Origin of the sequence: Streptomyces sp. P9-2, from assembly GCF_051903975.1 — a bacterium.
In the GTDB taxonomy this organism is placed as follows: domain Bacteria; phylum Actinomycetota; class Actinomycetes; order Streptomycetales; family Streptomycetaceae; genus Streptomyces; species Streptomyces cellulosae.
Map to the genome: position 1 here is coordinate 6,425,227 of NZ_CP192633.1, position 11,389 is coordinate 6,436,615.

An 11,389-nucleotide genomic window follows, 5' to 3' on the forward strand; every position below is an offset into this window, starting at 1 on the left:
TCGCTCCAGGGTTCCCCAGCGCGTACGGAGCCGCACGCCGCGCCGGGGGTGGTTGGCGCGCGCCGCCACGGGTACTGCGACCCGGCACCCCGGACACCGACGACGAGGAGGCCCGTATGTCCCTCTCCACCCCCGTCAACGGCAAGGTCGCCCTGGTCACCGGCGCGGACTCCGGCATAGGCCGGGCCACCGCCGTACGGCTCGCCGCCGCCGGCATGGACGTAGGGATCACGTATCTCACCGACCGCGAGGGCGCGGAGGAGACCGCCGAGGAGGTGCGCGCGCACGGCTGCCGCGCCGAGGTCGCCCACCTGGACCTCACCGAGCTGCCCGGCGCCGCCGACACGGTGGACGAGCTGGGCGACCGGCTGGGACGCGTCGACGTGCTGGTCAACAACGCCGGCACCGGCACCATGACGCCCTTCCTCGACCTGGAGCCCGAGAAGGTGCGCGAGGTCCTCGACGTCGACCTGCTCGGCCCGTTCCTGTGCTCGCAGAAGGCGGCGCGGCACATGATCCGGCAGGGCGACGGCGGCCGGATCGTCAACGTGACCTCGGTGCACGAGCACCAGCCGCGCGTGGGGGCCGCCCCGTACTGCGCGGCCAAGGGCGGTCTCGGGCTGCTCACCCAGGTGATGGCGCTGGAGCTGGCCGAGCACGGCATCACGGTGAACGCGGTCGCGCCGGGCGAGATCGCCACCCCGATGACCGGCCAGGAGGACACCGACCCGCACACCGAGAGCCGCCCCGGCATCCCCCTCGGCCGCCCCGGCGACGCCCGGGAGGTCGCCGCGGTGATCGCCTTCCTCGCCGGCCCCGACGCCTCGTACGTCACCGGCGCCTCGTGGAGCGTGGACGGCGGGATGCTCCGCATGGGACCGCAGGCAGGATCCCACCTGACCAGCCACGAGTGGCGCCGCCCCTGAGCGACCTCGGGTGGTCATGTCCGGGAAGCCGTGATCATGCCGTTTGGGTCTACTCTCGATGCATGACCGAAAGCGCGAGTCCGTACATGTCACAGCCGCGGATCACGGTGCTCGGGGTGCAGCCGGGAGACCCGCCGTTCCGGATCGTGGAGATCGACGGACAGGTCGTCGGCGAGGCCAGGTCCATCACCGACGTGCTGCAGGCGGCCGCCGCGTACGGCATCACGGTGCACGACCTGGACGACCCCGACACGGTCCGCTGGGTGGGCGGGGACAAGTTCACCTGGTCCTCGCGCCAGGCCCCCCGGGTCCGCGAGGAGCAGAAGGAGAAGCCCTGAACGGCCGTACGCCTCCGCCCGCGGGGGACGGAGGCGTACGGCGTGCCGTGCGGCGGGGTCACTCCTTCTTGCGGCGCGCGTGCACGGCCCTGCTCATCCGCCGGCCCATCAGCAGATAACCGAGCAGCGCCCCGGCCGTGTTGAGGATGACGTCGTCGATGTCGAAGGCGCGGCCGGTGACCAGCAGGCCCTGCGCCACCTCGACCAGCAGCATCACCACGGCCGTCAGGACGAGGATTCGCAGGAAGCCCCGGGTGCGCGGCGCGACGACCGGCGCGAGCACCCCGAAGGGCACGCCCAGCAGGATGTTGCCGCCGATCTGCTTGACCGCGTCGCGCAGCCCCGGCTGGTCCAGGTAGGCCCGCAGGGAGCGGCCCGGGTGCAGATTGGTGTGCGTCAGGGCCTCCGAGGCGGGGGACGGCTGCAGCGTGAGCCGGGCCAGCACCACCGCGAAGACCACCATCACGGCGAAGGCGCACAGGAGCACCAGAAGCCTGAGGGGCAGCGGGAGCGGTTGGGGGGCGGCGCGGGCCATCGGAAGTCCTCCAGTCGTCAAGGTGCGTGAGTGCTACGGCGGTTACCCCCGGTCGGGCGGCACAGTCCGGTCAGCTAGCGAAGGTGATCCGCACCCGCTCGAACCCCAGGGAACGCAGCAGACCCTGGAGCATCTGCCGGGTGTTGGTCTCCGCCCGCGCGGTCAGCTCGCTCTCCTCGGCCGCCTCCCGTATGTGCCGCACGGCGAGCTTCTGCACGGCCTGTTCGCTGTTGGGGTTGTCCGAGAACAGATCCCCGAGCCGGTCGAGCAGGCCGCGCTGCTTGGAGACGGCGTAGGAGCGGTCCACGTCCAGCGCGGGGGTGCCGAGACGGGCATGGGGCAGCCGCAGGACGGCCGAGGTGCGGTCCTCGTCCACCCGGACGTCGCCCTCCTTCAGCCCGCCGAGGTCCACGTACGCGTCGACGGCGCCCGCGCCCACGTACAGGGTGCGGCTGCCGCGGATCGCGTCCGGCAGGTACTTGGTGTCCTTCTCCAGGTCCACCACCACCTGGAAGTTGCCCGAGGCGGCGTCGTAGCGGCTGATGTCCTGGATGGACTCCAGCAGCGCGGGCCCCGAGCGGTCGCGGGTCTCCGTGCCGAACAGGTCCTTCAGGCCCGGCAGTACGCTCAGCCGGATGCCGGCGAACAGCACGGCCAGCACCACCACCGTCGCGCCCAGTGCCTTCACCCAGCCGGGCACGCGCGCGGTCGGTCGCTTCACCGGAGTCGTCATGGCGACGGCCCTCCTTCCTCCCGTCCGCATGCCCGCCATCTCACGGAACAGACGGGGGAGTTGGGGGACGGACTCCGTCATCGGGGGCACGGAGGGGGCGCACGGGCGGGCGGACCCGCGACTCCTGCACCGGTCCGGGCTCCGACTCGGGCGCGGTCAGCGCCGCGTCCAGGGAGGGCCGGGGAGGCAGCAGCCGGGTCAGGCCGGTGATGCGCAGCATCCGCAGGGTCAGGGGGTGGACGCAGACCAACTGCAGCCGTCCGTCGGCGAGACGGTGCCGGGCCCGGTAGAGCAGACGCAGGCCGGACAGGTCGAAGAACGTGATGTGGGTCAGGTCGACGACGACGCGGGCGTCCGGGTCGGCGGTCGCCAGATCGAGGTGCGGCGCGATCTCGGTCGCCGCCGCGATGTCGATCTCACCGTGGAACTCCAGCACGGTGTGGCCCCGGTCGCGGCGCACGCGAAGATGCCGCGTCAGCGGCGGGGGTTCGAACCGCACGACGCCATCGCCTCCAGCCAACTGGGTGCTCCGGGGGGCCCGCCGACCCCAACACCGGCCCCAGACACGCGAGTTACTTGCGGACGACTGCATTTGAGCATGTTCGAATGACATATGTCTTCGTGTTGCGACCGAGTTTTTCGCCACTTTGATCGAAGGCTACGGCGGCGATGCGTGAAAGCGGGGAGTGCGGACAGGCGTCCCTCAGACGGGGCGGGACCGCCCCGCACCCGACTCCGCGGAGGAGACATGGCACTGGTGACCACGGGCGTGGTGGTGCTCGACTGCGCCGAACCCGAGAAACTCGCCGAGTTCTACAAGGAGTTGCTGGAGGCGGACCACGTCGACGCGACCGCCAACCGGGTGGAGCTCCGCACCGCCGACGGCTTCCGCCTGGCCCTGCGCCGCGACGTGAACGCGACCGCCCCGAGCTGGCCGCGGCCCGAGAACTCTCTTCAGGCGCACCTCGAGTTCGTGGCGGATGACCTGGACGGGGTGGAGCGGAAGATCGTGAGTCTGGGCGGGCGCCCGACGGAGAGTGGTGATGCGGCCGGCGCCGCGGAGGAACGCGGGTATGCCGATCCTGCGGGTCACAGCTTCACGGTGCGGAGGGGTGTGCCTACGGCACCCAAGCAGGGGTGAGCGTGTCGGGGGCTGCGCCCCTTGCCCCCCTACGGCCCTGGCGGGCCTCGTCCTCGAACGCCGGAGGGGCTACCTGTAGCCCCTCCGGCGTTCGAGAAACGGGGTCCGGGGCGGAGCCCCGGGACGGCACCGGGTCAGTCGCGGCCACCCTTGTCCGGAACGGGCCACGTCCCCGTGGACCGTTCGATCGCCTTCGCGCCGGCCCGGTCCACCGCACTCCGCACCACCGCGAAGATCGCCCCCTGAATCGCCGCGGCCAGCAGAATCTCGCCCCAGCGGCGGTCACGGTCCAGCGCGTCCGGTGCGTTGTCCTCCTTCCTGATCACCTTCCAGGTCTTCTGGAAGGCCATGCCCGCCACGGTGCCGCTGGTCCATCCCAGCGCGAAGCCGATCGGCTTGTACGCCAGCGGCATCTTCTTCTTCGCCTTCTTGCTCTTCTTCGCCACGTCGCTCCTCCTAGGTCGGCTGGTCGCTCGGTCGTCAGGGGGTGGTCGGTCAGGGGCGGCCCCGCTCCGGGATCTCCTCACCGGGCGGCACCGGACCCGGCGGGGTGCCGTCGCCGAACGGCCGGCCGCCCAGCTCCTCGCGGTGATGGGGAGTCGTCCAGCCGGACAGGTCGGGCCCGAGGGGGACGATGCCGGACGGGTTGATGCCGGTGTGCACCTGGTAGTAGTGCCGCTTGATGTGGTCGAAGTCGACGGTGTCGCCGAACCCCGGCGTCTGGTACAGGTCGCGGACGTACGCCCACAGCACCCGGCTCTCCGTCAGCTTCCACAGGTTGCACTTGAAGTGGCCGTGATACACGGGATCGAACCGCACCAGCGTGGTGAACAGCCGGATGTCCGCCTCCGTGATGGTGTCCCCCACCAGGTACCGCTGCCGCTCCAGCCGCTGCTCCAGCGACTCCAGCCGCCGGAACAGCCTCGTGAAGGCGGCCTCGTACTCCTCCTGCCCGGTGGCGAAACCCGCCCGGTACACCCCGTTGTTGACGTCCCGGAAGACGTCGTCCATCACCGCGTCGATCTCGTCGCGGAGCTTCTCGGGATACAGGTCGGGCGCCCCCTCACGGTGCAGGGCCGTCCACTCGGTCGCGAAGTCCAGGGTGATCTGCTGGTAGTCGTTGGTGACCAGCTTCCCGCTGGGCACGTCCACGATCGCCGGCACGCTCACCCCGCCCGGGTAATCCGTCTTCCGCCGGTCGTACGCCTCGCTGAGGTAGCGGATGCCGAGCACCGGGTCCCGGCCGTCCGGGTCCAGGGTGAAACGCCAGCTGCGGTCGTCCTGGATCGGGTCCACGACCGCCAGGGACAGCGCGTCCTCCAGCCCCAGCAGCCGCCGCGACACCAGCGCCCGGCTCGCCCAGGGGCAGGCGCGGCTCACCACCAGCCGGTAACGCCCGGCCTCCACGGGCCACCCGTCCCGCCCGTCCGCGGTGATCCGGTCCTGGAAGTGGGCCCGGGACCGTTTGAACGCCTTCCTGCCGTACGCACTGTTGCCGCCGCCCGCGTCGTCGCGGCCGCCCATGGTGGCCTCCCTCCGTCGTCGGTACTCGTCGGTGCTGCGTCGTCCCTGTCACCGCGTTCCCCGTTTTCCCCCGACCGCACGGTATGAGCTGCGCCGACCGGGGCAATCGGCCGTCGTGACTACACGATCGGATCGCAGAACACGGCTCACCGTGCTGGTGGCGCTCGCCGCCAACCTCGTGATCGCGGCCGCCAAGGCCGTGGGCGGCCTGGTCGCGTCGTCCCCCGCGCTGCTGTCGGAGGCGGCGCACTCGGTGGCGGACAGCGTGAACGAGGTCTTCCTGCTCGCCGCCCTGCGCCGCAGCCGCCGCCCGGCCGACCGCCGTCACCCCTTCGGCTACGGCAAGGAACGGTTCTTCTGGTCGCTGCTCGCGGCCGTCGGCATCTTCGTCATGGGCGGCTGCTTCTCCTTCTACCAGGGGATCGACGCCCTGCGGAACGGGGGAGAGGAGCACCTGAGCGGTTACGTCGCCGGGCTCGTCGTGCTCGGCGTGGCCCTCCTCGCCGAGGGCGGCTCGCTGCTGCGCGCCCTCTACCAGGTACGCCGTCAGGGCGGCGGGATGAGCGATCCGGCGCTGCGCACGGTCATCGCCGAGGACGGCACCGCGGTCGTCGGCGTCACCCTCGCCATGGCCGGCATGGCGCTGCACATGATCACCGGGCAGGTGGTGTGGGAGGCCTGCGCCTCGCTCGCCATCGGGCTGCTCCTCGGCTACGTCGCCTACCGGCTCGGCCGCGAGGCCCGCGACCAGCTCATCGGTGAGGCCGCCGACCCCCGGACCGGCGACCGGATCCGGGAACTGCTGCGCGCCCAGCCGGAGATCGACAGCGTGGAGGCGCTGTTCACCATGAAGACCGGGCTGGACACCGCCCTGGTGGCCGCCCGTGTCGACCTGGTGCCGGGACTGGACAGCGAGCGGGTGGAACAGGTCGCCGTGCGCATCAAGCGGTCCATCGTCCGGGTGGTCCCCGAGGCGGCCCAGGTCTTCCTCGACGTCACCGAGCGCGGGGCGGCGGAGGCAGGGGAAAGCCCCGCCGCGACGGGGGAACGCGGCGGGGCCTGACGCTCGTGTGCCCGGCGGGCGAGGCTTCATGCGCGGCCGGTCCGAGAATCTTTCCCGAGCCGGTGCGCGCACCCCGTCAGCCCCGGTCGACGCGCTCCAGCACGAAGACCGGGATCTCCCGGCTGGTCTTCTTCTGGTACTCCTCGTACTGCGGGAACGCCTCGACCGCGCGCTTCCACCACTCGGCCTTCTCCTCACCCGTCACCTCACGGGCCGTCATGTCCCATGTGTGCGGGCCGTCCTGGAGCTCGACATGCGGATGGGCCTTCAGGTTGTAGTACCAGACGGGGTGCCTGGGCGCGCCGCCCAGCGAGGCGACCACCGCGTACCGCCCGTCGTGCTCCACCCGCATCACCGGGGTCTTGCGCAGCTTGCCGCTCTTCGCGCCCCGGCTGGTGAGCACGACGACCGGCTTGCCCTGCAGCGTCGTCCCCTCCGTGCCGCCGGACCGCTCGATCAGCTCCACCTGTTCCCGCACCCAGGCCGTCGGGCTGGGCTCGTACTCGCCTTCGAGAGGCATTGGCATCCGTCCCATCGTTCTCGCGTTGTACGGCCGGGCCGGTCATCGCTCCGCCCCACCGCACCCGTAAGTCGTCCGCGCCGGGCGTGTCCCGGCCGTGGAGGACCAGTGCCCAGGAAACACCGTCCGACCCCCGACGTGCGGGCAGGACGGGCGGGCGAGTTGCGCGTGGCGGCGGGACCCCGTTTCCATGGACGGGGGCCCCTCCACGCCTCGCCGCCCCCTCGGCGGCGCTGACGTGCGGCAAAGGTGTGACCGACCCCGGGAGGCTGGACCGTGGCAGCACCGGACCCGCGACCGCCCGGCCCGGAGGAACTCCTCCGGGGCCCCGCCGGACCCGTGCTGCGCTCCCTGCTCACGCACGCGGGCCTCGGGCTCGCCGTGTGGGACACGGAGCTGCGCTGCGTCTGGGCCAACGACGTCCTCACCCGGTACGACGGCATCCCCCGCGAGCAGCGGCTAGGCCGGCCGCCCCGCGCCTCGCTGGCAGGTGACGCCGCCGCCCTGGAGGAGACCGTCCGCGACGTGCTCGACACCGGTGCCTGCGTCATCGGCCGCCCGTACCGCGTCCCGGTGGTCCAGGGCGACCGGCGGCCCCGCTTCCTCGCCGCCACCGCCCTGCGCCTGGACGACCCCGACGGCCTTCCGCTCGGCGTGGCCCTGCTGGTGCTGGACGTACGCAGCGGACGCGGCGTGCAGGACCGTCTCGCCGTGGCCAGCGAGGCCGGCGCGCGTATCGGCACCACCCTGGACGTCGTGCGCACCGCGCAGGAACTGGCCGACTTCACCGTGCCGCTGCTGGCCGACTACGTCACCGTCGATCTGACGGAGGCGGTACGGCTCGGCGGGGAGCCGCTGGAACGGCTCGGCACCGCCGACGGCCGCGTCCCCACCTTCCGCCGCGCCGGAGTCGCCTCCGTCCACGACGGCGCCCCCGAGTCACTGTGGGCGTCCGGGGATGCCGTGTTCGTGCCCGAGGCATCGCCCTTCACGCAGGTGCTGCACACGGGCCGGCCCTTGCTGCAGCCGCACATCGACACCTCGCCCGGCACCTGGCTGGACAACGACCCGGCGCGCGCGGAGAAGATCCGCCGGTTCGGCATGCACTCGCTGCTGATCGTCCCCCTCCAGGCCCGCGGGCTGCTGATGGGCGTGGTGGTCCTCGTCCGCGCGGACAACCCGACGCCCTTCGACGACGGCGACCGGCTGCTCGCCGAGGAGATCGCCGCCCGCGCCGCGCTCAGCCTCGACAACGCCCGCCGCTACACCCGCGAGCGGACCGCCGCGCTCACGCTTCAGCGCAGTCTGCTGCCGCGGCGGGTGGACGGGGGCGACGCCATGGAGGTGGCCGCGCACTACGTCCCGGCCGACGCGGAGTACAGCGCCGGCGGGGACTGGTTCGACGTGTTCGGGCTGTCCGGGGGGCGGCTCGCGCTGGTCGTCGGGGACGTGGTGGGGCACGGGATCGCCGCCGCGGCCGCGATGGGGCGGCTGCGGACGGCGATCCGTACGCTGGCCGATCTCGACCTTCCTCCGGCGGAGTTGCTGGCCCGGTTGGACCGGACCTCCGCGCATCTCGTGGAGGCGGACGAGGCGGACCCGGAGTGCTGCTCCGTCGGGGCTACCTGTGTGTACGCGGTGTACGACCCGGGGGTGCGTACCTGCACGGTTGCCCTGGCCGGGCATCCGCCGCCGGTTGTCACCGGGGCCGACGGGAGCCTCGCGTTTCCTGATCTGCCGCATGGCACTCCGCTGGGGTACGGGTTGCCGCCTCATGAGGCGGCGGTGCTCGAGTTGCCTCCGGGGGGGCTGATCGCGCTGTACTCGGACGGGCTGGTCGAGGACCGGGAGCATGACATCGACGTCGGGATGGAGCGGGTGCGGGGGGCTCTTGCCCGGGGTGGCGACTCATCGCTGGCGGAGCTGTGTGCGGCTGTCGTCGACACGCTGCCGAGGGCTCCGGAGGACGACGTCACGTTGCTGCTGGCGCGGGCGCGGTGAGGGTGCGGCGGGGGTGCCGCACGAGGTGTTCCGCCCCGCCGCCCCTTCCCGTACCCGCCCCCGCCGCCCCTTCCCGTACCCGGCCCCGGGGCTCCGCCCCGGACCCCGCTCCTCAAGCGCCGAGGGGGCTGAAATGCCGGGGCTTCGGCTCGCTCCCCGCTCCTCAAGTGCCGGAGGGGCTGCTTGCAGCCCCTCCGGCCCTTGAGGACGACCGGCCGTCAGGCCGGTGTGAGTGCCATCCGCAGAGCCAGCGCCGTCATGACCCCACTCGCCACCAGCGCCGTCATCAGCCGCCCCCGGTGGCCGGTCAGCGCCCGGCCCAGCAGCGCCCCGCCCCCCGCCAGCAGGACCTGCCAGCTAGCCGAGGCCGCGAAGGCCGCCGTCACGAAGACCGTTCGCTCCGCCGCGCCCGCCGCCGAACCGCCCTGCGAGCCGAGGACCAGTGCCGCGAAGTAGATCACCGTGGTCGGGTTGAGCAGGGTGAGGCCCAGCAGTGCCAGGAACGCCCTCAGGGCGCCCGGAGGCGGCGGGACGGCCCGCATGGTGAGGCGGCGGTCGCGGTGCTGCCGTAGCGCGCCCGCCGCGCCCCGTGCCGCCAGCGCGGCCAGGACGAGGACGCACACCCAGCGCAGCGGGCCCAGGGCCGGGCGCAGTGCCGAGGCGAGGGCGGAGCCGCCGAGGACCGCGGCGAGCGCGTACAGGCCGTCGGCCGTGGCGACGCCCAGCGCCGCGCACACACCGGTGCGCAGGGACGTACGGGCGGTGAGGGAGACGAGGTAGGTGCCGACGGCGCCCACGGGGATCGCGATGCCGTAGCCGGCGAGCAGCCCCGCGAGCAGCGCGGCGGTCACGGGCGCGGGGGAGTCGTGCCTTCCCGGGCGCCGGACCGCTGCTGTCGGCCCGCGACGACGGCGAGGGCGGACGGGAGCGGCGGGAACATGTGCGTGGACATGGGCAGGATCCTCACGTCCCCCGCCCGGTACCGGCAATCGGTTTTCCCTGGCTAGGGTGCCGGAGTGACCGACAAGCCCTTCCTCTACGTCGTCGTCTGCGCCGCCGGCGTCGCCGCGGACGTCAGCAAGCTGATCACCGCCGCGCAGGAGCGGGACTGGGAGGTCGGCGTCTTCGCCACCCCGACGGCGATGAACGGCTTCTTCGACGCCGCCGCCGTCGAGACGCAGACCGGCCGCCCGATCCGCTCCGCCTGGCGCCGGCCCGGCGACCCGCGCCCCTTCCCGGCCCCCGACGCCGTGGTGGTCGCCCCGGCCACCTTCAACACCGTCAACAAGTGGGCGGCCGGCATCGCCGACACCCTCGCCGTCGGCACCCTGTGCGAGGCGGCCGGGCTCGGCGTGCCGATCGCCGTCCTGCCCTGCGTCGCCGAAGCGCTCGCCGCCCACCCCGCCTACCAGGACTCCGTCGCCCGTCTGCGCGGCATGGGCGTCCGCTTCGCCGACCCGTACGCGGGCGAGGCGCAAGTGGGAGGCGAGCGAAGGGAGTTCGGGTGGGAGCTGGCTTTGGACCTGCTGCACAGCCCCTGAGCCGCACTCCTCTTCGAGTGCGCGCGAAGACGTACGCTCGCTCCTGCGACAGCAACCGTTCCCGACGGCAGGAGCAGCAACGATGCAGTACGTGAAGCTCGGTTCGACGGGCCTGGAGGTCTCGCGCGTCTGCCTGGGCTGCATGACCTACGGCGACCCCGGCCGCGGCAACCACGAGTGGACCCTCGACGAGGAGGCGTCCCGGCCGCTCATCCGGCAGGCGCTGGAAGCGGGGATCACCTTCTTCGACACCGCGAACGTGTACTCGGACGGCACCAGCGAGGAGATCGTCGGCCGGGCGCTGCGCGACTTCGCCCGCCGCGACGACGTCGTCCTCGCCACCAAGGTGCACGGCCGGATGCGGCCCGGACCCAACGGCGCGGGCCTCTCCCGCAAGGCGATCATGACCGAGCTGGACCACAGCCTGCGCCGCCTCGGCACCGACTACGTCGACCTCTACCAGATCCACCGCTGGGACCCGCACACCCCGGTCGAGGAGACGATGGAGGCGCTGCACGACGCCGTCAAGGCGGGCAAGGTCCGCTACATCGGGGCCAGTTCGATGTACGCGTGGCAGTTCTCCAAGGCGCAGTACACCGCCGAACTGCGCGGCTGGACGACGTTCGTGTCCATGCAGAACCACTACAACCTGCTCTACCGCGAGGAGGAGCGGGAGATGCTGCCGCTCTGCGCGGACCAGGGCGTCGGCGTGCTGCCGTGGAGTCCGCTCGCCCGCGGCCGGCTCACCCGCGACTGGAACGTCACCACGGAGCGCAGCGCCACCGACCGGTTCGGCAGCACCCTCTACCAGGAGGGGGACCGCGCGATCGTCGAGGCGGTCGCCCGCGTCGCCGAGGCCCGCGGCGTCCCCCGCGCCCAGGTCGCCCTCGCCTGGCTGCTCCACCAGGACACCGTCACCGCCCCGATCGTCGGCGCGGCCAAGCCGTCCCACATCGAGGACGCGGTGGCGGCGGTCGACCTCACCCTGACGGACAAGGAGCTCGAGGAGCTCGCCGAGCCGTACACGCCCCACCCGATCGCGGGCCACTGACGCGTCCGGCCCCGGC

General features: G+C 72.7%; 13 protein-coding genes and 1 pseudogene. 7 read left to right on the plus strand and 7 right to left on the minus strand.

The features are described from left to right. Positions 1-116 precede the first annotated feature (116 nt). Together ACQY0Z_RS29085 and ACQY0Z_RS29090 are read left to right on the plus strand one after the other, a co-directional pair. Positions 117-926 carry an SDR family oxidoreductase gene (locus ACQY0Z_RS29085; RefSeq protein ID WP_189900301.1) on the plus strand — a complete coding sequence of 270 codons (810 nt, stop codon included), beginning with the start codon at positions 117-119 and terminating at the stop codon, positions 924-926. Between the two features lie 62 nt (positions 927-988). Continuing rightward, the gene (locus ACQY0Z_RS29090) at positions 989-1,264 is read left to right on the plus strand and encodes a hypothetical protein (protein WP_189900299.1); all 276 of its coding nucleotides are present in this window, start codon (positions 989-991) and stop codon (positions 1,262-1,264) included. 58 nt (positions 1,265-1,322) lie between these two features. Here ACQY0Z_RS29090 and ACQY0Z_RS29095 read toward each other — a convergent pair whose 3' ends face one another. From ACQY0Z_RS29095 to ACQY0Z_RS29105, 3 genes and pseudogenes are all read right to left on the minus strand, one after another. Then, complete coding sequence (locus tag ACQY0Z_RS29095) at positions 1,323-1,799, minus strand: VanZ family protein (protein WP_189900297.1); 477 nt, start codon at positions 1,797-1,799, stop codon at positions 1,323-1,325. 70 nt (positions 1,800-1,869) lie between these two features. Further along, entirely contained in the window at positions 1,870-2,532 is a 663-nt protein-coding gene (locus tag ACQY0Z_RS29100) for a DUF4230 domain-containing protein (protein WP_189900295.1), read from the minus strand. 127 nt (positions 2,533-2,659) lie between these two features. Beyond that, positions 2,660-3,031 (minus strand): annotated as a pseudogene (locus ACQY0Z_RS29105) (STAS domain-containing protein); the annotation flags it as partial. Positions 3,032-3,280: 249 nt separating this feature from the next. On the opposite strand from ACQY0Z_RS29105, the gene ACQY0Z_RS29110 reads away from it, so the two are divergent. Next, positions 3,281-3,673 carry a VOC family protein gene (locus ACQY0Z_RS29110; RefSeq protein WP_254588140.1) on the plus strand — a complete coding sequence of 131 codons (393 nt, stop codon included), beginning with the start codon at positions 3,281-3,283 and terminating at the stop codon, positions 3,671-3,673. 134 nt (positions 3,674-3,807) lie between these two features. Here the strand turns inward: ACQY0Z_RS29110 and ACQY0Z_RS29115 are convergent, their stop codons facing one another. Beyond that, a complete protein-coding gene (locus tag ACQY0Z_RS29115) occupies positions 3,808-4,119 on the minus strand; it encodes a DUF4235 domain-containing protein (RefSeq protein ID WP_189900291.1) in 312 nt (103 codons plus the stop codon). 49 nt (positions 4,120-4,168) lie between these two features. Next, a complete protein-coding gene (locus tag ACQY0Z_RS29120) occupies positions 4,169-5,197 on the minus strand; it encodes a glutathione S-transferase family protein (protein ID WP_439813078.1) in 1,029 nt (342 codons plus the stop codon). A 151-nt stretch (positions 5,198-5,348) separates the two neighbouring features. On the opposite strand from ACQY0Z_RS29120, the gene ACQY0Z_RS29125 reads away from it, so the two are divergent. After that, on the plus strand, positions 5,349-6,260 hold the full coding sequence (locus tag ACQY0Z_RS29125; protein WP_337662813.1) for a cation diffusion facilitator family transporter: 912 nt from the start codon (positions 5,349-5,351) through the stop codon (positions 6,258-6,260). Positions 6,261-6,336: 76 nt separating this feature from the next. On the opposite strand, the gene ACQY0Z_RS29130 is transcribed toward ACQY0Z_RS29125, so the two are convergent. Beyond that, positions 6,337-6,780, minus strand: coding sequence for a nitroreductase family deazaflavin-dependent oxidoreductase (locus ACQY0Z_RS29130; RefSeq protein ID WP_189900503.1), 444 nt, complete (start codon positions 6,778-6,780; stop codon positions 6,337-6,339). Positions 6,781-7,056: 276 nt separating this feature from the next. Between ACQY0Z_RS29130 and ACQY0Z_RS29135 the strand changes: the two genes are divergently transcribed. Continuing rightward, positions 7,057-8,781 (plus strand): SpoIIE family protein phosphatase, encoded by a 1,725-nt coding sequence (locus ACQY0Z_RS29135; RefSeq protein ID WP_439813079.1) that lies wholly within the window; start codon positions 7,057-7,059, stop codon positions 8,779-8,781. Positions 8,782-8,999: 218 nt separating this feature from the next. On the opposite strand, the gene ACQY0Z_RS29140 is transcribed toward ACQY0Z_RS29135, so the two are convergent. Then, a complete protein-coding gene (locus tag ACQY0Z_RS29140) occupies positions 9,000-9,632 on the minus strand; it encodes a LysE family transporter (RefSeq protein ID WP_254586145.1) in 633 nt (210 codons plus the stop codon). 165 nt (positions 9,633-9,797) lie between these two features. On the opposite strand from ACQY0Z_RS29140, the gene ACQY0Z_RS29145 reads away from it, so the two are divergent. Both ACQY0Z_RS29145 and ACQY0Z_RS29150 read left to right on the plus strand, forming a co-directional pair. After that, positions 9,798-10,322, plus strand: a complete 525-nt coding sequence (locus tag ACQY0Z_RS29145) for a flavoprotein (RefSeq protein ID WP_347225189.1) — start codon at positions 9,798-9,800, stop codon at positions 10,320-10,322. Between the two features lie 82 nt (positions 10,323-10,404). Beyond that, a complete protein-coding gene (locus tag ACQY0Z_RS29150; RefSeq protein ID WP_254586146.1) occupies positions 10,405-11,373 on the plus strand; it encodes an aldo/keto reductase in 969 nt (322 codons plus the stop codon). Positions 11,374-11,389 lie beyond the last annotated feature (16 nt).

Bases quoted from the DNA above. Each gene is read 5' to 3' on its own strand.
- ACQY0Z_RS29100 (WP_189900295.1), bottom strand. From the start codon at position 2,532: ATGACGACTCCGGTGAAGCGACCGACCGCGCGCGTGCCCGGCTGGGTG.
- ACQY0Z_RS29110 (WP_254588140.1), top strand. From the start codon at position 3,281: ATGGCACTGGTGACCACGGGCGTGGTGGTGCTCGACTGCGCCGAACCC.
- ACQY0Z_RS29085 (WP_189900301.1), top strand. From the start codon at position 117: ATGTCCCTCTCCACCCCCGTCAACGGCAAGGTCGCCCTGGTCACCGGC.
- ACQY0Z_RS29090 (WP_189900299.1), top strand. From the start codon at position 989: ATGACCGAAAGCGCGAGTCCGTACATGTCACAGCCGCGGATCACGGTG.
- ACQY0Z_RS29130 (WP_189900503.1), bottom strand. From the start codon at position 6,780: ATGCCTCTCGAAGGCGAGTACGAGCCCAGCCCGACGGCCTGGGTGCGG.
- ACQY0Z_RS29095 (WP_189900297.1), bottom strand. From the start codon at position 1,799: ATGGCCCGCGCCGCCCCCCAACCGCTCCCGCTGCCCCTCAGGCTTCTG.
- ACQY0Z_RS29120 (WP_439813078.1), bottom strand. From the start codon at position 5,197: ATGGGCGGCCGCGACGACGCGGGCGGCGGCAACAGTGCGTACGGCAGG.
- ACQY0Z_RS29150 (WP_254586146.1), top strand. From the start codon at position 10,405: ATGCAGTACGTGAAGCTCGGTTCGACGGGCCTGGAGGTCTCGCGCGTC.